Below are 22,917 nucleotides of genomic sequence, written 5' to 3'. Positions count from 1 at the left end.
GGCTCAGCTCCGCAGCCGCTTGCCCGGCACGCTGGCGAACTCCTCCATGCCGGGGCGGAACGGGAACCGCTCCTTGACCTCGTCGGTCAGCGTGACCCCCAGCCCCGGCGCGTCGGGCCGCAGCACGTGGCCGTCCTCGATCACGAGGTTGTCGCCCCAGAGCAGCGTGTGCAGCTCGCCGGCATCCGGCGGGATCTCCACGATCAGCGCCGACGGCGACGCGAACGCCGCGTGGATGTTCTGCATGACCCCCGCCCCGGCGCTCCACGCGTGCGAGGCGACCATCGCGCCGCGCCGCGCGGCCAGCCGGCCCACGTCGACGAACTCGGACGGCCCGAGCCACGACGCGTCCGGTTGGGCGACCGCGAACGCGTCCCGATCCATCCACAGCCGGAACTCGTCGTAGCTGCTCAGCTGCTCACCGCCGGCCACCGGGACCGGCGACACCCGGGTCAGCTCGGCGTACTCGCCGGGGTCGAGGTAGGGCAGCGGCTCCTCGAAGAACGTCAGGCCGTACGGCCCGAGCGCGGTGAGCACGGCCGTGGCCGTCGTCAGGTCCCAGCGGTCCCGGTCGCCGCGGTGGCCCATGTGGCCGTCGAGCATGATGCCGACGTCCGGGCCGGCCTGCGCCCGCAGCATCTCCACCTTCTCCACCTCGACCTGGGCGGCACCCTCGGGGCCCCGCGGCGACGGAACTGGGGTGCGCGCGGCCTGGTCGAGGTAGCCGGACGCGACCTTCACCGCGGTGAAGCCGAGCTCGAGGTACCGGTCCAGCTTGCGCTTGAGCTGCTCCGGGGGCCACGGCGACGGGCCGCCGGTGGCGTACGCGGGCAGCCGGTCGTACCGCGCGCCGCCGAGCAACTGGTGCACCGGTACGCCCTCGGCCTTGCCCGCCAGGTCCCACAGTGCCGCCTCGACGGCGGAGATGACGGCCGCGCCGGCGCCGACCCGGGCGATGTAGGTCAGCGAGCGCCGCATCCTGGCGGTCAGCTCGCGCGGGTCGGTCGTGTCGGCCCCGACGAGGATCGGCCGGACGTAGTCGACCACCGGGCCGACCAGCTCGGGCCCGAAGTAGCCCGCGTAGGTCTCGCCGATGCCGGTCAGGCCGGCGTCGGTGCGGATCTCGACGAACGCTGCCGTCCGCAGCCGCTTGGCGAAGGTGATCCACGGGTCGTTGCTCGAGGGCCCGGTGAGCAGGACCGGGCCGACCTCGGTGATGCGCATGTCGTCATCAGATATGGAATCCGGTGCCATGTCAACACCGCAATCGGCCAGATGCGGGACCACCGCCGACCTTGGCGGGCGCCGTGAACGCTCTTGACATGGAACCAGCTTCCATGAATTCTCGTGCCACCTTTCCCGCGATGTCCGGTTCGACGAACAGGAGACAGTCGATGGACGAGATCAGGTTCTCCCGGCGCGCAGGGCTGGCCGGGGCGGTGGCGGGCGGCCTCACCCTGGCCGGCGCCGGGACCCTCGCCGGCACGACCGCGTCGGCCACGGAGGTGCACTGGACCGACGACCTGGACGAGCTGACACTGTTCGCGTTCGACCAGGTGTCGATCCCGTCGGTGCAGAACCTCAAGCTGGAGATGCGCAGCCCGATCAAGCATCCGGCCAACCCGGTGGTCCCGCGCGGCGGCGCCGGCGCCGTGGACTCGTGGGCGGTGCAGTTCTACGGCTCGGTGATCAAGGTCGGCGACGTGTACCGCATGTGGTACTGCGCCGTCAGTGCCGAGGAGCGCGCGGAGCACACCGGCAGCACGTCCGCACTGTGGCGGGTGGCCTACGCCGAGAGCACCGACGGCGTCACCTGGACCAAGCCCGACCTCGGCCTGGTCGAGTTCCGCGGCAGCACGCACAACAACCTGGTCCGGATGGACCCGCCGATCGGCGTGCTGAACCTCAAGGTGCTCTACGAGCCCGACGACCACCCCAGCCGCCGCTACAAGATGGGCTGCCACGTCTACTGGCAGAACAGGGGCAACCGGCACGGGACACTCGCGGTCTACGCCAGCCCGGACGGCCTGACCTGGACGTCGCTCACCGACATCGCGCCGGTCGACGCCGAGATGGTCGCCGACGAGCTGTTGCTGCCGGCGTTCCACGCCGAGCCGGTCGGCGGCCTGTACAAGTGGCAGGACACCTACTACGCCAGCGGCCAGAACGGCATCGGCGCGGTCCGGCCGGTGCACGGGCGGGTCGGGCGCACCTGGGAGTCCGGCGACTTCGCCCAGTGGCAGCAGACCAGCACGTTGAGCTGGATCCGGCACCAGCAGCACACGCTGCTGGGCCCGGGCCGCAGCCTCGACGGCGAGCAGCAGCACGAGGGCATCGCCGTGTGGAACCGCGGCAACGTCCTGCTCGGCGTGGTCGGCCGCTGGCACGGCGACATGAGCTGGCAGAACGTCACCATCGACCTGGGCTTGCTGGTCAGCAACGACGGCCTGAGCTTCCGCGAGCCGGCGCACGAGTGGACATTCATCCCGCGCGGCGGCGACGGCGCGCCACCGGCGCTGGTGCCGAACCCGTCGTTCGAGGACCTCGACGACGACGGCTGGCCCACCGGCTGGACGCTCGACGCGAACCGGGCGCAGACCGCTGCCGCCAGCACCGAACGGGCCCGCACCGGCGCCACCAGCCTCCGGGTCGAGAACGCGGCCGGCACGTCCGTCGGCGTGCGCACGGCGAAGCTGCCGGCCGACGAGGGCGTCGAGTACACCGTTTCGATGTGGGCGCTCACAGAATCCGGCGCCACGGCCCAGCTGTACCTGGAGTTCTTCGACGGCAGCGGCCGTCGGCTGGCCAACCACTCCGTCCAGCCCGGCGCGTCGGACGACTGGGCCGAGGTGACGCTCACGGCGACCGCGCCGGCCGGCACCGCCAGCCTGAACGTGATGGTCTACGGCGCCACGGCGACGGCCGGCGTGTCCTTCCACGACGACGTCGCCGTCAGCTGGCCCGGGTCCGGCGAGGGTGAGCCGGACTGGGACCGCGGCGGCGTCATCCAGGGCCAGGGCTTCGAGAACATCGGCGACGAGACGTTCGTCTACTACGGCACCTGGGACCCGCGGGTGAACATCCCCGGCGTGCCGCTGCCGCCCCGCGGCGGCGTCGGCATCGCCGTCCTGCCGAAGGACCGGTTCGGCGACCTGACCGTCGACCTGCGCGCCGAGGGCGAGGGCGACTACCAGATCCCGGAGGTCACCAGCGAGTTCATCACGGCGACCATCGTGCTGGGCGCGCGGCACCGGCGGCCGAGGTTCCACGTCAACGCCGAGGGCCTGGGCGACGGCGCGACGCTGCGGTTCGAGCTGCTGACGCACGACTTCGTCCCGATCCCCGGCTACTCCGGGGCCGACGCCGCGATCGTCAGCACCGACGGGTTCCGCACACCGCTGTCCTGGGGCCGCGGCCGGGTCCCGGAGAAGGTCCGCCTCCGCGGCTACTTCGACGGGGAGCAGAACACCGACATCAAACTCAGCGCGATCTACGTGGACTGAGGGCGGTGGCCGCGATGGAGCCCATGCGATTCACCCGCCGGGCCGGACTGGCCGGCGCCGCCGCAGGCGGCCTCGCGCTGGCCGGCGTCCGATCCGCCGAGAGCACCGAGGTGGCGGCCACCTCGGGGCCGGGCGGCGAGATCACGCTCTTCGCATTCGACCAGGTGTCGATTCCGTTCGTGCAGAACCTCGAGGTCCAGATGCGCACGCCGGTCAAGCACCCGGCGAACCCGGTCGTCCCGCGCGGCGGGCCGGGGGAGCCGGACTCGTGGGCGGCGCAGTTCTACGGCTCGGTGATCGAGGTCGGCGGCGTCTACCGCATGTGGTACTGCGCGGTGGGCGACGAGCGCAACGAGCTCGGTGGCAGCCCCGAGTGGTGGAAGGTCGCCTACGCCGAGAGCACCGACGGCGTGACCTGGACCAAGCCGGACCTCGGCCTGGTGACATACCGCGGCAACACCGCCAACAACCTGGTGGCGATGGACCCCGGCATCGGCGTCCTCAACGTCAAGGTGCTGTACGAGCCGGACGACCCCGACCCGGACCTGCGCTACAAGATGGCGGCACACGTCTACTGGGACAACCGGGGCAACAACCACGGCACGCTGGCGCTGTTCGCCAGCCCGGACGGGCTCAGCTGGACCTCGCTGACCCCCATCACGCCGGTCGACTTCATGCTGGAGGAGAGCGACCCGGTCATCCCGGCGCTGCACGCCGAGCGGGTCGGCGGCCTGTACCGGTGGGAGGGCAACTACCACCTGTCCGGGCAGAACGGGAACCCGTCGGTGCGGCCTTACCACGGCCGGGTGGCCCGCGGCTGGATCTCCGGCGACTTCGTCACCTGGTCGCAGACGAACGTCATGGCCTTCGCCCGCACCGCCCAGCACACGCTGCTCGGCGCCGGTCGCAGCCTGGAGGGCGAGCAGCAGCACGAGGGCGTCAGCGTCTGGAACCGGGGCAACGTGCTGATCGGCACCGTGGGCCGCTGGCACGGCGCCGCCGACTGGGACGACATCGGCATCGACCTCGGCTTCGTCATCAGCAACGACGGGGTGAACTTCCGCGAGCCGGCGCACGAGTTCACGTTCCTGTCCCGGAGCGGGCTGGTCCCGCCGGTCACCGTCGCCAACCCGTCGTTCGAGGACCTCTCCGGCGGCTGGCCGGCGGGGTGGACGCTGGACCTGCCGCCGCGGGGCCAGACCGCGTCGAGCAGCACCGCGCAGGCGCACAGCGGCACCCGCAGCCTGCGGGTGCAGAACGTCGCCGGCACACCCATCGGCGTGCGCTCCCCGCGGCTGCCGGCGCAGCCGGGCGGGCCGTACACGGCGTCGATGTGGGTGCTGACCGAGAGCGGGACGCCGTCGCAGCTGTTCCTGGAGTTCTTCAACGCCGCCGGCACCCGGATCGGCTGGACGTTCGTCCAGCCGGCCGCGAGCGGGACCTGGCAGCGGGTCACGGTGACCGAGACCGCGCCCGCCGGGACGGCGACCCTCGACGTCATGGTGTGGGGCACGACGGCGGCGGCCGGGGTGTCCTACCACGACGACATCGCCGTGACGCCGGTCGACTGGGACGCCGGCGGCGTGCTGCAGGGCCAGGGGTTCGAGCACCTCGGCGACGAGACGTTCGTCTACTACGGCGCCTGGGACCCCCGCACCAGCGACGACCCCGAGCCGCGGGCCGGGCGGGGCGGCGTCGGCATCGCCGTGCTGCCGAAGGACCGGTTCGGCGACCTCGTCGTCGACCTGCGCGCCAAGGGCGCCGGCGACTACCAGCTGCCGGAGATCACCAGCGAGTTCCTGACCGCTCCGATCGACATCGGCGCCCGCACGGAGGCGCCGGACGTCTTCGTCAACGTCGAAGGGCTCGGCACGGACGCGACGCTGCGGCTGGAACTGCTCGACGACCGGCTGACGCCGCTGGCCGGCTACTCCGGGACGGACACCGCCGTCGTCTCGACCGACGGCTTCCGCACGCCGGTGACCTGGCCGGGCACGGCCGCGCCGCCGGAGCGGATCCGGATCCGCGGCGTCTTCGCCGGCACCGCGAACACGTCCATCAAGCTCAGCGCCATCTACCTCGTGTAGGAGGACCGGGACATGACGAATCTCTCCAGGCGCACCGTGCTCAAGGGCACCGCGGCGTCGTTCGTGGCCGCCGGCACGGCCGGCGCCCTGACCAGCACCGCCGGCCCGGCCCAGGCGGCGCCGTTCTCCGTCGTCTACGGGATCGCCCCGGGGCCGGCGGGCGACGTGGAGTACGGGCTGCTCGGCACCATCCCGTCGGCGCCCGCGCCCACGCTGGTCATCCTGTCCCTGACGATCGACCGGGCGCTCACGAGCAGCCACCTGCAGGCCGGCACGATCCTGGTGGAACCGCCGGCGAACTACCTCTGCGTCTCCATCGACCCGCCCTGCCACGGCGGTCACCTGTATCCGGGCAGGTCCGAGGGGTTGCCGGGCTGGGCGGAGCTCGCGGTCGACGAGCACGACTTCGTCGCTGACTTCAACACCCGGCTCAAGCAGGTGCTCGACCATCTGATCGACGAGGAGCTGGTCGACGCCGAGCGCATCGCCGTCGCCGGGACCTCTCGCGGCGGCTTCCTGGCGCTGCGCTACGCGGCGTTCGACCCGCGCGTGGCGTGCGCCGTGGGGTACGCGCCGGTGACGGACCTGCGCCAGGTGAGCGAGTTCGCGACCGCCGCGTCGGTGCCGTTCGTCGACGAGCTGAGCCTGGCGGCGCACCTCGATCCGCTGGTCGGACGGCCGGTGTACATCGTCATCGGCGACCGCGACGTGCGCGTCGGGACCGACTCCGCGATCGAGGCCGCCCGGGCGCTCAGCGCCGCCGCGGTCACCGGCTTCCCCGTGGCCGGGATCGTGAACCCGTCGTTCGAGGACCTGACCGGTGGCTGGCCGGCGCCGTGGACGCTGGACCCGCTGCCCAAGACGCAGACCGCGGGGCCGAGCACCACCCAGGCGCACACGGGGACGGGCAGCCTGCGGGTGGAGAACGCGAGCGGCACGGCGGTCGGGGTGCGCACGCCGCGGTTGCCGGCCGTTCCCGGGTCGCAGTACACGGCGACGAGCTGGGTGTACACCGAGTCCGGCACGCCGGCGACGATGTTCCTGGAGTTCTTCAACGCTTCCGGCACCCGCGTCGGCTACGAGTTCGTGGCGCCCGCGGCGAGCAGCACCTGGGAGGATGTGTCCGTCAGCGCGGTGGCGCCGGCCGACGCGGCCACGCTGGACGTGCTGATCTACGGCGCCGTCGCGGCGCAGGGCGTCTCGTACCACGATGACGTCACGCTGACGCGTAGCGTGGCGAGCGAGGTGGAGCTGCACGTGCTGTCCGAACCGCGTGGGCACACGACACCGACGGGCGCCCCCGAGCACTCCGCCGCCTGGATCGAACGGAACGTGAGCCCTTGAGCACCGACGAGGCGAGGTACCCGCGCACGGTGCTGGCCGCCTGCTGCGTGCCGTGGGACGAGTCCGGCGAGGTAGCCGAGGAGCTGTTCCGCGCCAGCATCGCCGACCAGGTGGCGCAGGACCTGCGCCACTTGTACGTCTTCGGCACGGCGGGCGAGGGCTACGCCGTCGACGAGCGCCGCTTCGACCAGGTCGTGGACGTGTTCGCCGACGAGTCGCGGCGGCACGGCGTCGACCCGATGGTCGGGCTGATCAGCCCGTCGCTGCCGGTGGTGATCGGCCGGATCGAGCGCTGCGTCGCCCGCGGGATCCGGTCGTTCCAGCTGTCGCTGCCGTCCTGGGGCGCGCTCAACGACGCCGAACTGGCGACCTTCTTCGCGCAGACCTGCGGGCGCTTCCCGGAGGCGGAGTTCCTGCACTACAACCTGGCGCGGTCGGGGCGGATGCTCACCCCGGACGACTACGCGACGCTGGCCGCGGCGCACCCGAATCTGGTGGCGGTCAAGCACACCCGGGCCGACTACGCGACCGTGCACGGGCTGTTCGCCAAGGCGCCGGCGCTGCGGCACTTCGTCACCGAGGCCACGTACAGCTACGCGAGCCTGGTCGGTCCGGCCGGCTTCCTCGTGTCGATCGCGTCGGTGCGGCCCCGGCTGGCTCGTGAGTACTTCGACGCCGGGGTCGCCCGCGACGCCGACGCCCTGCTGGCGATCTGTGCGGAGCTGCTGGAGATGAGCGGCGAGCTGCGCCGGGCGGTCGGGCCGGGCCCGCACATGGACGGCGCGTTCGACAAGATCTTCGCCAAGGTGCGCGACCCGCGGTTCCCGCTGGCGCTGCTGCCGCCCTATCAGGGCGCCTCCGACGCGGCCTTCCAGGCGTTCCGGGCCGCGCTGCGTGAGCGTCACCCACGGTGGGTGGAGGCGTGACGGACCGGGCGAGGATCGCGGTGTGGGCGGCGGCGGCGCCGTTCCTGCCGGCCACGCTGCGGACGCTGGACGAGGCGGGCGTGCCGTACGCGGTGCTGCCCGCCTCGCCCGTCGACATCGAGGCCGTGGCGGCCGAGGCGCTCATCGTCGGCGGCGCGCCGGTGAGCGCCGGCCTGCTGGCCGCCTTCCCGAAGCTGCGGCTGCTGGTCCGGGGCGGCGTCGGGGTGGACAAGATCGACCTGGCGGCCGCGGACCGGCAGGGGATCCTGGTCACCAACGTCGCCGACTACGGGACGAACGAGGTCGCCGACCACGCGATGCTGCTGCTGCTCGCGACGGTCCGGCGGCTCGGCCACTTCACCGCGCAGACCGGCGGCGACTGGCGCTCGGTCGAGCAGGTCCCGGTCCCGCGGCTGCAGGGCCGCCGGCTCGGCATCGTCGGCCTGGGCCGGATCGGCACGGCGGTGGCCGGCCGCGCGCGGGCGTTCGGCCTGGACGTCGTCGCCTACGACCCGCTCGCCCCGCACCGGTTCGAGCGGACCGGCGTGGGCGCGGTGGAGCTGGACGAGCTGCTCGCGACCAGCGACGTCATCAGCCTGCATGCGCCGCTCACCCCGGCCAGCCGGCACCTGCTGGACCGCGCGGCGTTCGCCCGCATGCGCCGCCGCCCGGTGATCGTCAACACCGCCCGCGGCGGCCTGATCGACACCACGGCGCTGGTCGAGGCGCTCGACGCGGGTCTGGTCGCCGGCGCCGGGCTCGACGTCGTCGAGGGCGAGCCGGACGCCGCCGCGCTGCGGCCGCTGCTCGGCCGCGACGACGTCCTGGTCACGCCGCACGTCGCCTGGTACTCCCAGGGTTCAGAGGAACAGCTGGGGCGGACCGCGGCGCGGGTCGCCCTCGACTTCGTCCAGCGGGGCATCCGGCCCCGGCCGATCGACCGATGAGGTGACACCGTGAACGACCTGCCTGCGTTCCCGATGACGCGGCTGACGCCGTTCGACCCGCCGCCCGGGTACGCCGCGGCGCGCGAGGCCGGTGGGCTGACCCGGGTGCGGCTATGGGACGACCGCACCGCCTGGCTGGTCACCGGGTACGAGCAGGTGCGTTCGCTGCTGGGCGACCCGCGGATCAGCGTGGATCGCCGCCGGGACGGGTTCCCGTTCCCGACGCCGGGCCGCGAGGCGCTGGAGCGGTCCGGCCGCACGACGTTCGTCGGCATGGACCCGCCCGACCACACCCGGCTGCGCCGCGTGTTCACCAAGTACTTCGCCATCCGGCGGATCGAGGCGCTGCGCCCGGTCGTGCAGGGCATCGTCGACGACCTGATCACCGGCATCCTGGCGGCCGGGCCGCCGGCCGACTTCGTGACGGCGCTCGCGGGAGAGGTGCCGTCCCGCACGATCTGCCACGTGCTGGGCATGCCGCTGGACGACCGGGCCCGGTTCCAGGCGCTGGACCACGAGCGCAACACCCTCACCACGTCGCCGGAGAACGTCATCAGGGCGACGAACGAGATGCTCGCCTACGCCGACGAGCTGATCGAGCGCAAGCGGCGCGAGCCGGCCGACGACCTGATCAGCGAGCTGGTCGCCGACCAGCTCGGCGGCGACGTCGTCACCCGGGAGGAGCTGGTCGCGGCGGTCCGGCTGCTCATCACCGCCGGCCACGAGACCACCACGAACATGATCGGGCTGGGCATCGCGACGCTGCTGCGGCACCCGGACCAGCTGGCCGAGCTGCGCGCGGACCCGTCCTTGGTGCCGGCCGCCGTCGAGGAGCTGCTGCGCTACATCAGCATCTTCCACATCTCGCCGACCCGGGTGGTGACCGAGCCGATCGAGATCGCCGGGCAGCGGCTCGAGGCCGGCGACGGCGTGATCGCGGCGGTCGCAGGCGCCAACCGCGACGACGCCGCGTTCCCGGACGCGGACACCTTCGACGTGCACCGGGAGGCCCGGCACCACGTCGCCTTCGGCTACGGCGTGCACCAGTGCCTCGGCCAGCCGCTGGCCCGGGTCGAGCTGCAGACCGTCGTGGAGACGCTGTTCCGGCGCGTCCCGTCGCTGCGCCTCGCCGTCGACCCGGCCGAGCTGGAGGTCAAGGAGTACGCGTTCCTCAGCCTGGCGGCGCTGCCGCTGACCTGGGACGAGCCACGGGAGGACCGATGATGATCGAGGTGGAGATCGACCAGTGCGTCGGCGGCGGCCAGTGCGTCATGGCCGCGCCGGACGTGTTCGACCAGGACGACGACGGCCTGGTGGTCGTGCTCGACGACGACCCCGGGCCGGATCGGGCCGACGACGTCGCGCTGGCCGCGCGGCTGTGCCCCGCGCGGGCGATCAGGCTGGCCGGCGGGTGACCGCGGCGGTCCGGCGGGTCGTGATCGTCGGCGGCGGCGCCGCCGGCCTGACCGCCGCGGAGTCGCTGCGCGCCGACGGGTTCGACGGCGAGCTCACCCTGCTCGGTGCCGAGCCGCACCGCCCCTACGACCGGCCGCCGCTGTCCAAGCAACTCCTCGCCGGCGCCTGGGCGCCGGACCGGCTGGAGCTGCTGGCCGGGCACCGCTACGACGAGCTGGGGATCGACTGGCGGCCGAGCAGCGCGGCGACGGCCGTCTCCGTCGCGGACCGGACGGTGCGGGTGGCCGGCGCCGACGTGCCCTATGACGCGCTGCTGGTCGCGACCGGCGTCCGGCCGCGCACCCTCCCCGAGACCGCCGGGCTGGCCGGCGTGCACGTGCTGCGCACGCTCGACGACACCGTGGCGTTCCAGTCCGCCGCACGGTCGGCCGCCCGGGTGGTCGTCGTCGGCGCCGGCTTCCTCGGCGCGGAGACGGCGGCGACGCTGCGCGGCCTGGACGTCGCGGTCACGCTGGTCGACCCGGCGCCCGCGCCGCTGTTGCGCCAGGTCGGCCCGGTCGTGGCCGGGCTGCTGGCGCGGCTGCACGCCGAGCACGGCGTGCAACTCCGGCTCGGGACCGGTGTCGCGGGCCTGACCAGCGACGCCGGCCGGGTCACCGGGGTCCGCCTGGACGACGGGACGACCGTGGCGGCCAGCTGCGTGCTGGTCGCGATCGGCTCGGTCCCGGCGACGGACTGGCTGGCCGGCAGCGGCCTGGACCTCGCCGACGGCGTCGGCTGCGACGACCGCTGCCGGGCCGCGCCCGGTGTGTTCGCCGCCGGCGACGTGGCCCGCTGGTTCCACCGCGGTCGCGGCGAGAGCGTGCGGATCGAGCACCGGACGAACGCGACCGAGCAGGCGATGGCCGCGTCCCGGGCGATGCTCGGCGCGGACGATCCGTACCAGCCGGTGCCCTACGTCTGGAGCGACCAGTACGAGGTCAAGCTCCAGGTGTACGGGCGGCTGACCGGGACCGACCGGTTCGCCGTCGTCTCCGGGTCGCCCGAGGACGGCCGGTTCGTCGCCCTCTACGGCAGCGACGGCCGGGTCACCGGCGCACTCGGCTGGCGGTCGGCACGCGAGCTGCTGCGGGCCCGGGCCCTGGTGGCCGAGGCCGCGCCCTGGCCGGACGCGGCCCCGCCTTGACCCCGTCAGGGCGCCTTCAGCCCCAGCAGCTCGAGGCTGTCGCGGTGCAGAATGTCCTCGATCGTCGCCGGCTCGATCTGCGGGAACGGCGACCAGTCCTTCCGGGCCATCGCCCGCAGCCCGTCGATGCCCTGCCGCGGCGTCCAGATCGGGTAGTCCGAGCCGAACATCAGTTTGTGCACGACATCCCACTCCTGGGCCCGGACGATGGCCTGGTAGCCCTCCATCGTGCGCAGCCACATCGCCGACACGTCCGCGTAGACGTTGGCGTGCTTGCGCAGCACGATCACGCACTCGCGCTGCCAGGGGTGCGACATGTGCGCCAGCACCATCCGCACGTCCGGGTGCCGGCGGGCCAGCCCGTCGTACACCAGCGGGTGGCTCAGCTCCAGGATGGCGTCCTTGGAGGCGCTGGTGCCGGTGTGGATGAGCAGCGGGATGCCGAGCCGGGCCACCTCGCGGAAGAACGGGTCGTGCTTGGGCTCCCGCACGTCGAAGCCGGCCAGGATCGGGTACAGCTTCACACCTTGAAGCCCCCGCGCCAGGCCGTCCTCCAGCTGGTCCATGACGTCGTCGTCGCACAGGTCCAGCGCCATGTAGCCGATGGCCGGCCGGGTGGTCTGCTCGACGAAGCCGGCGATGTACTCGTTCGGCGTCGCCACGCCCAGCCGGGTGGCGCGCAGGCCGACGACGATCGAGACGTCGACGTCGGCCATCGCCTCGTCGTATTTCTCCGGCGGGTTCTCCGGCCGGTCGCCGTAGATCCGGGCCCGGTCCTGCTCGTACCGGCCGTGGTGGGCCGAGGTGTTGCAGTGGGTGTGCACGTCGACGATCAACGAGTCTCCTCGGTCGATGGACTGCGTGTGCCATGACTATATGGAATCGGGTGCCATGTCAACGGCGGTACTCGCCCGCCGCGCTCATGCGGGTATTGCCGGCTGTAGTGCCCTTGTGCAGCGGCGACCGGCCACGGTGCTAGTCTGCGCGCAGACGCGAGGGGCGCCCCGGCGCCGGTCGCGTCGACGATACGTGAAATGAGCTTCCACAAGGAGGTGCGGCATGGAGACCCCCACGGGCGGCGCGGCCGGGGCCGACCGCGCCCATTACCACTCGCACGCACTGACGCGGGGGCTGCGCCTCCTGGTGCACGTCGCGTCGGCGGGTGCGCCCGTGACGCTCACCGAGCTGCACGAGGCGACGGAGCAGCCGAAGAGCACGCTGGTCCGGTTGCTCGCGGTGCTGGAGGAGCAGGACTTCGTCCTCCGCATCGACGACCGGCCGGCGTTCGTGCTCGGTCACGGCGTGCTGCCGATCGTCGCCGCCTACCTCGACAGCGGCACGCCGGTCGACCTGCTCCGGCCGCACGTGCGCGCACTCGCCCACGAGGTCGGCTGGACGGCGAAGTACGCGGCCCTCGACGGCGTGCACGCCGCCGACCTGTGCGTCGAGTTCCCGGAGCGGCCGCTGCACTTCACCGGCAAGGAGGGTGGACGGTCGCCGGCGCACGCCTCCGGCGTCGGCAAGGCGATGCTGGCCGGCCTCACCTTCGACGAAGCGCGAGAGCACCTGCCGGCGCAGCCGTTTCCGCAACTCACCGAGCGCACCATCGTCACCGAGCGGGCACTGGAGGCCGAACTGCGGCGCATCCGCGACCGTGGCTACGCCATCGACGACGAGGAGTGCGCCCGCGGCCTGCGGTGCGTCGCCGTCGCGGTACGCGTCGACGGCGAGCTGGTCGGTGCGCTCGGCGTCTCGGGTCCTGCTGCCGAGCTGACTCCGGAGCGTGAGCCGCACATCGTCGCGACCCTGCGCGACGTCGCCGGCGAGCTCGCCGGCGACGCCGGGGTCGAGCCGGTGCTGGCGATGTTCGCCAGGGGAGCCCTCAGCCGGCGCCGGTGAGGCCGCAGCGATGACCCACCTGCAACGGTGGCACAGCCGGCTGGTCTCCGCGGGCAGGTCGGGGCCAGGTCGTTGGCGCCGAGGTCACCAGGCCGTGACGGCTACCGTCCCCCTGTGCCGAGCCGGGCCGCGGGCTGCGCGAGACGGCGGCGGCGCCGGTCGGGGACACGACCGGTGCCGCCGCCGTCGGACTCTCCCCCTAGGGTGTGTCTCCCAAGTCTCGGCCGTAGCGAGCGGCGTCCAGGCGGATGCCTCGCAAGGCCGAGGAGGGAGTCATAGCGGGGTTCTATGACGACCGACGAGAACGCAGCGAGGCGCCGCCTGGGCGTCGCGCAGTAGGCCATGGACTTGGGAGACACACCCTAGTGCGCCGTGCCGTCGGCCTTCATCGAGGCCAGGACGTCGCGGGCCGCATCGAGGGTGCGGTCGACGTCGTCCTCGGTGTGCGAGCCGGAGATGTGGTTGCGCTTGAGCGACATCGGGATCATCAGGAAGCCGGCGTCGGTCATGCGGCGGTGGAACGTGGCGTAGGCCTGGTCGTCGTTGCGCATGAGGTCGCGGTAGCCCTTGATCGGGCCGGCGGTGAAGTAGAGCGAGAACACGCCCCCGAAGCCGGCCACCGTCGCCTGCAGGTCCAGGTCGGACACGATGCCCGCGAGACCGGACCGCAGCCGCTCGCCCAGCGCGTGGGTGCGGGTGTAGAAGTCCGGGTTCGCGCGCAGGTAGTCGATGGTCGCGATCGCGGCGGTCGCGCCGAGGGCGTAGCCGTTGAAGGTGCCGGCCAGCAGCACGTCGCCCTTCTGGCCGTCGAAGCGCTCCATGAGCGAGCGCGGCCCGGCCAGGCCGCCGATCGGGTAGCCGTTGGCCATGCCCTTGCCGAAGGTCGTGAGGTCGGGCCGGACGCCGCAGACCTCCTGGTAGCCGCCCAGGGCGTGCCGGAAACCGGTGATGACCTCGTCGAAGATGAGCAGGGCGCCCTCGTCGCCGGTCAGCGCCCGCAGGCCGTCGACGAACTCCTGGGTGGGCACCAGGGCTCCGACGTTGTGCGGGATCGGCTCCATGATGACGGCGGCGATCCGGTCCGGGTACTGCTCGAACAGCGCCTTCACCGAGTCGAGGTCGTTGAACTCGGCGATCAGCGTCGACTCGAGGGCGGTGTCGAGGATGCCGGCCGACAGCGGGTCGCGGCCGTAGGCCAGCTCCGGGCGGGAGATGACGTTGCGCGCGACGGCGTCGTGCCAGCCGTGGAAGCCGCCCTGGAACTTCACCAGCAGCTGCCGGCCGGTGGCGGCGCGGGCCAGCCGCACCGCCTGCGCGGTGGCCTCGGAGCCGCTCATCGTGGCGATCATCATCTCGGCCGACGGGATCGCCTCGGTGACGCGCACGGCCAGCTCGACCTCGAGCTCGGTGACGCCCAGGCCGAACAGGTCGAGGGCGCCGACGGCCGCCCGCACCGGGTCGTCGACCACCGGCGAGTTGTGACCGAGCAGGATCGCGCCGAACGCGGCGTGGTAGTCGAGGTAGCGGTTGCCGTCGAGATCGACGACGTAGGCGCCGTCGCCACCGCCGAACGCGTACGGGTGGCCCACGTACCGCGTCGCGGAGTTCACGCCACCCGGGATGACCTCCGCGGCGGCTTGGTGCAACGCCCAGCCGCGGGTCGCCGTGTTGCGTGGATTGTGGTCGGAGGCTGCCGTGCCGATCCCCGGGGACATCGGACTCCTGTTCCCGCGTCGCGGCCCGGCACGTGGCCGTCACGCGACGCCTCTCGGTGGTGTCGTTGCCGGAAGCGTAGGTTGCTTCGTCAAGCATGGCAAGACGTTCCATTTCTCGCGCCGTTACGTGATCGTCACGGCGCGAGCCCTTGACACGGCGAGGCCGCGACCCAAAGATGACTCGGCATGGCACGCCATTCCGTGATTGACGACACCCGCCCGCTCGGCGTGGTGATCGTCGGGGCCGGCTTCATCGCCGACCACCACGGCGCCGCGCTGCGAGCCAGCGCCCGCGCCCGGCTCGCCGGCATCGTCGACGTCGACGCCGGCCGGGCCAGTGCGGCCGCGACCGCCGCCGGCGGCGTGCCCTGGACCACCGACCTGGCCGAGGCGCTCGGCCGGGCCGACGTCGACGCGGCGATCGTGTGCACGCCGAACGTGACGCACGAGCCCATCGCACTGCAGGTCGCCGCGGCTGGCAAGCACCTGCTCATGGAGAAGCCGCTCACCATCACCGTGCCCTCGGCCCGCGCCGTCGCCGACGCGTTCGACGCGGCGGGCACCGTCGTCATGGCGGCCCACACGCACCGGTTCTACGACTACGCCCGGGCGGTGAACGACGCGATCGCCGGCGGCGCCGTCGGCCGCCCGGTGTTCGCGCGGTTCGCGCTGCTCGGCGGCTGGATCTGGCCGGACTGGCGGGCCTGGGTGCTCGACCCGGCGAAGTCCGGCGGGCACGCGCTGCACAACGGCGTCCACCTGCTCGACCTCGTGACGTGGTGGCTGCGCGACGAGCCCACGGTCGTCTACGCCCGGGGCCGCGCCCAGACCGCCGCCGAGCTGCGGATCTACGACTACCTGGAGATGCACGTGGAGTACGCGGGCGGCGCCGACGCGGTCTGCGAGATGAGTCGCGGCCACCGCCCGTCGACGCTGGACCGCCGCGACGTGCTGGTCGCCGGCACCGACGGCGTGCTGCAGCTGCCCGCCGAGGGCTGGGGCTCCACCGTCGTGACGGAGTCCGGCACCAGCCTGCTGCACCCGCAGGCCGCGAACGGGTTCGCCGTGCAGCTCGACGCGTTCCTCGACGCCGTCGCCGACCCGGCCGCCGAGCGGGCGATGACCCAGGCCGACGGCGTCCGCGCGGTCGCGCTCGGCGTCGCGACCGAGCTGTCCATCGAACGCGGCGAGCCGGTCACGCTCGACGAGGTCATGCAGGGGGTGCTCGCATGAGTGACACCACCCTCGGCGTGCTGCTGCTCGGCTTCGCCGGACTCGGCCCGGACCAGGACCACCAGCGGTCCATGTACGAGCCGGCCTTCGAGGCGCACCCCGGCTTCGAGATCGTCGACGGTGACCTCGACGATCCCGCCGTCGACGTCGTCAGCATCTGTGTCGAGCCGGACCGCCGCGCCGACGCCGCCATCGCCGCGCTGCAGGCCGGCAAGCACGTGCTGGCCGACAAGCCACTGGCGCTGACCGCGGCCGACGCGGCCAAGGTCGCCGCCGTCGCCGCCGAGACCGGGAAGGTCTGCCTGCCGGCGCACCACCAGCGGTTCCACCCGATGATCGCGGCCGCGCGCGGCGCCGTCGCCGGGGGCAAGGTCGGACTGCCGTGGAACGTGCAGGCCGACTTCCTCGTGGCCGGCGGAACGCCGTCGCCCGCCGGCGAGCTGGCCAACTTCGCCGTCTACCCGCTCGACGTCGTCCTCGCGCTCACCGGCCTGCGGGTCCGCCGCGTGTACGCCCGCCTCACGACGCATTGGAACGACGGCGGCGCCGACGACCTCGCGCTGCTCTTCCTCACCCACGAGAACGGCCTGACCAGCACCATCAGCGTCGGCCGGACTCGCGAGCTGGCCGACACCCGGCCGGCCGGACTCGCCGTGCACCGCTATCGCGTCAGTGGCTCGCACGGTGTCCTCGACATCGACGCCTCGCGCCCGGCTGTCGTCCTTCGCCGGGGCGAGGCGTCGAGCTACACGACGTCATCGGGGCCCGACGGCAGACCTCGCGGTCGGCTACCAGGCTGGCATGGCCCCAGCACCGTCGACCGGCTGCTGGACGAGCTGCACGCCGCCGTGACGGCCGGCCGCCCTTCCAGCCCGTCCGCGGCCGACGCCGTCCACATCGCCGAGATCGTCGACGCGGCCCGCACGTCGGCCGCGTCCGGACAACCCGTCGACCTCCAGGAAGGCAGCCGATGAAGCTGGTCAGCTACACCCGCGACGGTGCGACCCGGCACGGGTACGTCGTCGACGAGGCCGCCACCGTGGCCGAGCTCGGCGACGGCGACCTCGGCGCGCTGGTCGAGGCCGGCGCCGGCACCACCACCGGCTGGCGGCCGGGCGACACCGTCGGGACCCACCGGCTCGCCGACGTCGCCGTCCGCGCCCCGATCACGCGCCCCACGAAGGTGCTGGCCGTGGCCGCGAACTACCAGGAGCACGTCGCCGAGGGCGGCGGCGAGCCGCTGGACAAGCAGACCCTGGCGCCGCGGCTGTTCCTCAAGCCCGGCACCTCCATCACACACCCGGGCGCCGACATCGCCCTGCCGACGGTCAGCACCCAGGTCGACTGGGAGGCCGAGCTGGTCGTCGTCGTGGGCCGGGGCGGCCGGGACATCCCGGTGGAGCAGGCCCTCGAGCACGTGGCCGGCTACGCCGTGGGCAACGACGTGTCGGCGCGGTCGGTCGACTACGGGTACGAGCGCGACACCTCGTCCTCCGCGGTCGGCTTCTTCGACTGGCTGGCCGGCAAGTGGCCGGACGGGTTCGCCCCGTACGGCCCGTACCTCGTCACGGCGGACGAGGTGCCCGATCCGCAGGACCTCGACGTCGAGCTCGAGGTCAACGGCACGCTCCGGCAGAAGGGGAGCACCGCCGACATGATCTTCACCGTGGCCGAACTCGTCGCGTTCGCGTCGCGGCTGATGACGCTCGAACCCACCGACATCATCATGACCGGGACGCCGGCCGGAGTCGGTGCGGCGTCCGGAACCTATCTCGCCCCAGGCGACCAGATGACGGTGCGCATCGCCGGCCTCGGCACCCTCACGAACCGCGTCGTCTGAACCCGTTCCACCCACCCGCCGGGGCGGTCCCGGCCAGAGCAGACCATGAGAGGTAGCTGTGAGACGTTCCCGAGCGCAGCGCGCAGCCCTGATCTCCGCCGGCATGGCGATGGTTCTCGCCGTCGCGGCCTGTTCCGATCCGACCCAGGACGACACCAGCGGGTCCGGTGACGACGGCGCCTCGAGCGGCTCCGAGGACACGGTGCTCAACGCGTACCTGTACCAGCCGCCGGCGGCGGTCTTCAGCCCGATGGCCCCGGCCAGCGGCCCCGACCAGGTCGTCATGAACCTCATCTTCGACTCGCTGCTGGGCGTCGACCCGGACTACGACCTGTACCCGCGGCTGGCGGCCGACCTGCCGGAGATCTCCGAGGACGGCCTCACCATCACGTACAAGATCAAGGAAGGTCTCACGTGGAGTGACGGCGAGCCGTTCACCTCCCAGGACGTCCTCTTCACGTACAACCTGATGACGAATCCCGACACCGGTAGTCCCGGTGCCAGCAAGTTCGCCGACGTCCAGGGCGCCGCCGAGGTCGCGGCCGGCACCGCCGAGACGGTGTCCGGCTTCAGCGCGCCCGACGACACCACGTTCGTCATGACGCTGACCAAGCCGAACATCGGCATCGTGGCCCTCACCGGTAACACCATGATCGTGCCGGAGCACATCCTCGCCGACATTCCGGCGGCGGACATGGACACGACAGAGTTCTTCACCCAGAGCCCTAACGTGGGCCTCGGGCCGTACATCTTCCAGGAGTACAAGACCGACCAGCACGTCCACCTGGTCAAGAACCCGAGCTTCCGCGAGGGCGAGGTGGAGATCGACGAGATCTATCTGCGCCCGGTCACCTCCGACGTCGCCACGGCGCAGCTGGGCACCGGCGAGATGGACCTCGTGCAGATCTCGCCGGCCGACCTCGAGACGGTCGAGGCGATGGACGGCATCGAGGTGGGCTCCGGCCCCGGCGCCGGCTACATCCGCACGTCAGTGAACGAGAAGAAGCCGTACCTGCAGGACGTCAGGCTGCGCCAGGCGATGCTGTACGCCGTCGACCGTCAGCAGCTGATCGACGAGGCGCTCGGCGGCCACGCACAGCCGGTCAACACCAGCTTCATGAACGACGCGCTGCCGGACGACCTCGAGACCTACGACTACGACCCGGACAGGGCCCGCGAGCTGCTGGCCGAGATGAACTGGGACCCGAACCAGGTCATCGAGCTGTCGTGGATCCCCGGCCAGCGCGACCGCGACACGGCCGCCACCATCCTGGAGAGCCAGCTCAATGAGGTCGGCATCAAGCTGCAGCTCAAGCAGGTGCAGCCGGGTGAGCTCACCGACCTGATGAACAACCAGTCCTACGACATGACGCTCTACGGCGGCGGCAACTACGCCACGGACCCGTGGGCGGTGTACCCGATCAACTCGTGCGCCACCTGGTTCCCGAACGGCGGCAACCTGTCGTACTGGTGCAACGAGGAGTTCGACCAGTTGATGCTCGAGGCCAACGCGACGGTCGACGAGGCCGCCCGCTACGACCTCTACCAGCAGGCCGCGCGCATCGAGAACGCCGAGGTGCCGATGATCTACCTGTACAACCCGGACACCATCTGGGCGTACACGGACGACATCAAGGGCTTCGTCCCCAACGGCGACTTCACGAACCCGTTCTGGAACGTCCAGGAATGGTCGCTGGAGGGCTAGGTTCGCACGAACCCGCGGATGCCGGGCGGCCGCCACGAGCGGCCGCCCGGCACCGCGGCCGGACGAGGAGGAGGTGAACGGTGACGGCGTTCGTCATCAGGCGGATCCTGGTCAACATCGTGGTGTTCATCCTGATCGGGATCGGCGTGTTCCTGCTGGTCCGCGCGGCACCGGGCGACCCGGTACGCATGATGATCCGGCCCGAGGACCTGCAGGAGGGCAGCGAGGCCTTCATCCAGGCCCGGCGTGAGGAGCTGGGACTGAACGACCCGGTCCTGGTGCAGTACGGACGATGGTTCCTCGACGCGATCACGGGCAACCTCGGCGACTCGTTCGTCAACCGGCAGCCGGTCAGCGGCCTGCTCCTCGAGCGGCTCGGCCCGACCGTGCTGCTGATGTCGACCGCCCTCGCGATCTCGCTGCTGATCGCCATCCCGCTGGGCACGGTGGCGGCGGTGCGCCGCAACACCAGCGTCGACTACGCGGCCGCGGCGCTCAGCCTGGGCGTCATCTCGGTGCCGTCGTTCTTCCTCGGCATCGTGGCCATCTACATCTTCTCGCTGCAACTGGGCTGGCTGCCGTCGTCGGGCATGTCCACACCCGGCGGCGGAGGCGGCACGGACGTCCTGCAGCACCTGATCATGCCGGCGGCGATCCTGGGGCTGGCCAGCGCCGGGCCGCTGACGCGGTACGTGCGCGGCAGCCTGATCGACGAGCTGTCGGCCGACTACGTCCGCACGGCCGAGGCCAAGGGCGCCGCCCCCGGGCGGGTGGTGACGCGGCACGCACTGCGCAACTCGCTGATCCCGCTGATCACCATCATTATGATCAACATCCCGCAGATGCTGGCCGGCGCCGTCGTCCTGGAGCAGGTGTTCGCCTGGCCGGGCATGGGCCAGCTCGCGGTGCGCGCGGTGAACGCGCAGGACTACCCGGTGATCGTCGGCTTCGCCCTCTACGTCGCCGCGCTGGTGCTCATCTGCAACCTGCTCGCCGACCTCGCCTACGCCGCCGTCGACCCGAGAGTGAAGGTGACATGAGCGACCTGCGCCCGTCCCTGGACACTCCGGAGGTGGCCGCCGCCGAGGAGGTGGTGGCCACCGAGACCACCGCGGCCGTGCGGTCGCAGCGCCGCTCGCCGCTGGGCATGGCGGCGCGCCGGTTCCGGCGCAACAAGATCGCGGTGGGCGGCGGCGTGTTCCTGCTGCTCATCCTGCTGCTGGCGGTGTTTGCTCCGCTCATCGCGCAGCAGTCGCCGACCGCCGTCGACCTCGGTGCGATCCGGCGGGCACCGTCGGGCGAGCACTGGCTCGGCACCGACGCCTCCGGCCGCGACGTGTTCGCGCGGCTCGTCTACGCCGCCCGCGTCTCGCTGTTGGTCGGCATCTTCGCGGCGCTGCTGGCGGTGCTCCTGGGCACCGTCGTCGGCGCGGTCGCCGGGCTGTTCGGCGGCTGGCTCGACACCGTGCTCATGCGCACGGCGGACATGATGCTGTCGTTCCCGAGCATCGTCATCCTCATCGTCCTGGCCGGCATCCTGGGGCCGAGCATCCCGATCCTCATCGTCTCGATCGCCATCACGACCTGGCCGACGACGGCGCGGCTGGTCCGCGGCGTCACGCTGGCGGTGCGAGAACGCGAGTACCTGCACGCCGCGCGGGTCGCCGGAGCCTCGCGCGGCTGGATGCTGCGCAAGCACATCGTGCCGGCCGCCATGGGCCAGATCGTGGTCGTCGGCACCATCTCCGTCGCCGGCGCGATCCTCGCCGAGGCCGTGCTGTCCTTCCTCGGTCTCGGCGTCCAGCCGCCGCAGGCCAGCTGGGGCAACATGCTCAACGACGCGCAGAGCCTGACGGTCATCCAGTCCATGCCGTGGCTGTGGCTGCCACCGGGCCTGGCCATCGCCGCGACCGTGCTCGCGGTCAACTTCGTCGGCGACGGCCTGCGCGACGCCGTCGACCCGCGGCAGTCGGGGAGGTCCTGATGACGCTCGACACCACCGAACCGCTGCTGGTCGTCGACGACCTCGCCGTCGAGTTCCGCACGGACGAAGGCGTGGTCAAGGCCGTCGACGGCGCCGCCTTCACCATCGACCGAGGCGAGATCGTCGGCGTCGTCGGCGAGTCCGGCTCGGGCAAGAGCGTCACCGCCATGTCGATCCTCGGCCTGGTGAAATCGGGCCGCCGGGTCCGCGGGTCGATCCGGTTCCGCGGCCGCGACCTCGGCACGCTGCCGGCCAAGGAGCTGCGGGCGATCCGCGGCGCCGAGATCGCGATGATCTTCCAGGACCCGATGACGGCGCTCAATCCCGTCGTCACCATCGGCCGGCAGATCGTCGAGGCACTGCGGCTGCACGACAAGAAGATGTCGAAGTCCGCCGCCCGCGACCGCGCGATCGAGCTGCTCGCCCTGGTCGGCATGCCCGACGCGGCGGCCCGGTTCAGGCAGTACCCGCACGAGTTCTCCGGCGGCATGCGCCAGCGCGCCATGATCGCCATGGCGATCGCCAACGGGCCCAGCCTGCTGATCGCCGACGAGCCCACCACCGCGCTCGACGTCACCATCCAGGCGCAGGTGCTCGACCTGCTGAAGGTCGCGCAGCAGGAGACGCAGGCGGCGACGCTGCTCATCACCCACGACCTCGGCGTGGTGGCCGAGCTCGCCGACCGCGTCGTGGTCATGTACGCCGGCCGCGTGGTCGAGCAGGGCGACGTCACCACCGTCTTCACGACGCCGCGGCACCCGTACACCGTCGGGCTGCTCGAGAGCCTGCCCCGGCTGGACCGCGATGTCGACGAGCTGCACCCGATCCCGGGCAGTCCGCCGAGCCTGCTGTCCCCGCCGCCGGGGTGCCCGTTCCACCCGCGCTGCCCGCTGGCCCGCGACAACTGCCGCACCGACCGGCCGGAGCTGCGGGTCGTCGGCAACGGCACCGCGGTCCACCGGACGGCGTGCCACTACGCCGAGGAGCTCGCGGCCGTCCCCACGGAGGTGACAGGCTGATGTTTCTGTCAAGCCGCTTTGGGCGGTCGGGGCTGGTAGGGCTGGCGGTCGCGGAGTATCGCGTAGAGAACGTTGATGCGTCGGCGGGCGAGTGCGATGAGGGCTTGGTGGTG

The 22,917-nt window shown here is 72.3% G+C and carries 19 protein-coding genes; 16 read left to right on the top strand and 3 right to left on the bottom strand.

What is annotated here, in order from left to right; genetic code table 11:
- Positions 1 to 3: 3 nt before the first annotated feature.
- Positions 4 to 1,224, bottom strand: coding sequence for a mandelate racemase/muconate lactonizing enzyme family protein (locus E1212_RS20670; protein ID WP_162605563.1), 1,221 nt, complete (start codon positions 1,222 to 1,224; stop codon positions 4 to 6).
- A gap of 170 nt (positions 1,225 to 1,394) precedes the next feature.
- On the opposite strand from E1212_RS20670, the gene E1212_RS20665 reads away from it, so the two are divergent.
- The 8 genes from E1212_RS20665 to E1212_RS20630 are packed head-to-tail and all read left to right on the top strand — an operon-like array spanning position 1,395 to position 11,409.
- Positions 1,395 to 3,503 carry a carbohydrate binding domain-containing protein gene (locus E1212_RS20665; protein ID WP_131985931.1) on the top strand — a complete coding sequence of 703 codons (2,109 nt, stop codon included), beginning with the start codon at positions 1,395 to 1,397 and terminating at the stop codon, positions 3,501 to 3,503.
- Between the two features lie 14 nt (positions 3,504 to 3,517).
- Positions 3,518 to 5,590 (top strand): carbohydrate binding domain-containing protein, encoded by a 2,073-nt coding sequence (locus E1212_RS20660; RefSeq protein ID WP_131985929.1) that lies wholly within the window; start codon positions 3,518 to 3,520, stop codon positions 5,588 to 5,590.
- Between the two features lie 12 nt (positions 5,591 to 5,602).
- Positions 5,603 to 6,934 carry a prolyl oligopeptidase family serine peptidase gene (locus E1212_RS20655; RefSeq protein ID WP_131985927.1) on the top strand — a complete coding sequence of 444 codons (1,332 nt, stop codon included), beginning with the start codon at positions 5,603 to 5,605 and terminating at the stop codon, positions 6,932 to 6,934.
- On the top strand, positions 6,931 to 7,860 hold the full coding sequence (locus E1212_RS20650; protein ID WP_162605562.1) for a dihydrodipicolinate synthase family protein: 930 nt from the start codon (positions 6,931 to 6,933) through the stop codon (positions 7,858 to 7,860). The genes E1212_RS20655 and E1212_RS20650 overlap by 4 nt, the downstream gene beginning before the upstream one ends.
- Positions 7,857 to 8,807: a C-terminal binding protein gene (locus tag E1212_RS20645; RefSeq protein WP_162605561.1), complete on the top strand. Its 951-nt coding sequence runs from the start codon at positions 7,857 to 7,859 to the stop codon at positions 8,805 to 8,807. The genes E1212_RS20650 and E1212_RS20645 overlap by 4 nt, the downstream gene beginning before the upstream one ends.
- Positions 8,808 to 8,816: 9 nt before the next feature.
- A complete protein-coding gene (locus E1212_RS20640) occupies positions 8,817 to 10,031 on the top strand; it encodes a cytochrome P450 (RefSeq protein ID WP_203417046.1) in 1,215 nt (404 codons plus the stop codon).
- Complete coding sequence (locus E1212_RS20635) at positions 10,028 to 10,222, top strand: ferredoxin (RefSeq protein ID WP_131985921.1); 195 nt, start codon at positions 10,028 to 10,030, stop codon at positions 10,220 to 10,222. The genes E1212_RS20640 and E1212_RS20635 overlap by 4 nt, the downstream gene beginning before the upstream one ends.
- Positions 10,219 to 11,409: an NAD(P)/FAD-dependent oxidoreductase gene (locus tag E1212_RS20630; protein WP_131985919.1), complete on the top strand. Its 1,191-nt coding sequence runs from the start codon at positions 10,219 to 10,221 to the stop codon at positions 11,407 to 11,409. Before E1212_RS20635 ends, E1212_RS20630 begins: the two co-directional genes overlap by 4 nt.
- A 5-nt stretch (positions 11,410 to 11,414) precedes the next feature.
- Here E1212_RS20630 and E1212_RS20625 read toward each other — a convergent pair whose 3' ends face one another.
- Positions 11,415 to 12,245, bottom strand: coding sequence for an amidohydrolase family protein (locus tag E1212_RS20625; protein WP_162605560.1), 831 nt, complete (start codon positions 12,243 to 12,245; stop codon positions 11,415 to 11,417).
- 223 nt (positions 12,246 to 12,468) lie between these two features.
- On the opposite strand from E1212_RS20625, the gene E1212_RS20620 reads away from it, so the two are divergent.
- Positions 12,469 to 13,308, top strand: coding sequence for an IclR family transcriptional regulator (locus E1212_RS20620; protein ID WP_131985915.1), 840 nt, complete (start codon positions 12,469 to 12,471; stop codon positions 13,306 to 13,308).
- 362 nt (positions 13,309 to 13,670) lie between these two features.
- On the opposite strand, the gene E1212_RS20615 is transcribed toward E1212_RS20620, so the two are convergent.
- A complete protein-coding gene (locus tag E1212_RS20615; protein ID WP_131985913.1) occupies positions 13,671 to 15,023 on the bottom strand; it encodes an aspartate aminotransferase family protein in 1,353 nt (450 codons plus the stop codon).
- A 186-nt stretch (positions 15,024 to 15,209) separates the two neighbouring features.
- On the opposite strand from E1212_RS20615, the gene E1212_RS20610 reads away from it, so the two are divergent.
- From E1212_RS20610 to E1212_RS20580, 7 genes are all read left to right on the top strand, one after another.
- The gene (locus tag E1212_RS20610; RefSeq protein ID WP_131985912.1) at positions 15,210 to 16,256 is read left to right on the top strand and encodes a Gfo/Idh/MocA family protein; all 1,047 of its coding nucleotides are present in this window, start codon (positions 15,210 to 15,212) and stop codon (positions 16,254 to 16,256) included.
- A complete protein-coding gene (locus E1212_RS20605; protein WP_131985910.1) occupies positions 16,253 to 17,230 on the top strand; it encodes a Gfo/Idh/MocA family protein in 978 nt (325 codons plus the stop codon). The genes E1212_RS20610 and E1212_RS20605 overlap by 4 nt, the downstream gene beginning before the upstream one ends.
- Positions 17,227 to 18,096 (top strand): fumarylacetoacetate hydrolase family protein, encoded by an 870-nt coding sequence (locus tag E1212_RS20600; RefSeq protein ID WP_131985908.1) that lies wholly within the window; start codon positions 17,227 to 17,229, stop codon positions 18,094 to 18,096. The genes E1212_RS20605 and E1212_RS20600 overlap by 4 nt, the downstream gene beginning before the upstream one ends.
- A gap of 103 nt (positions 18,097 to 18,199) precedes the next feature.
- Positions 18,200 to 19,801 carry an ABC transporter substrate-binding protein gene (locus tag E1212_RS20595; RefSeq protein WP_131985906.1) on the top strand — a complete coding sequence of 534 codons (1,602 nt, stop codon included), beginning with the start codon at positions 18,200 to 18,202 and terminating at the stop codon, positions 19,799 to 19,801.
- Positions 19,802 to 19,881: 80 nt separating this feature from the next.
- On the top strand, positions 19,882 to 20,841 hold the full coding sequence (locus E1212_RS20590; RefSeq protein ID WP_131985904.1) for an ABC transporter permease: 960 nt from the start codon (positions 19,882 to 19,884) through the stop codon (positions 20,839 to 20,841).
- Entirely contained in the window at positions 20,838 to 21,785 is a 948-nt protein-coding gene (opp4C, locus tag E1212_RS20585; protein WP_203417045.1) for an oligopeptide ABC transporter permease, read from the top strand. Before E1212_RS20590 ends, opp4C begins: the two co-directional genes overlap by 4 nt.
- A complete protein-coding gene (locus tag E1212_RS20580) occupies positions 21,785 to 22,804 on the top strand; it encodes an ABC transporter ATP-binding protein (protein ID WP_131985902.1) in 1,020 nt (339 codons plus the stop codon). The genes opp4C and E1212_RS20580 overlap by 1 nt, the downstream gene beginning before the upstream one ends.
- The last annotated feature ends 113 nt before the right edge of the window (positions 22,805 to 22,917 follow it).

It is taken from the genome of Jiangella ureilytica, from assembly GCF_004348545.1.
In the GTDB taxonomy this organism is placed as follows: domain Bacteria; phylum Actinomycetota; class Actinomycetes; order Jiangellales; family Jiangellaceae; genus Jiangella; species Jiangella ureilytica.
This window is presented reverse-complemented; position numbering and strand designations above follow the sequence as displayed.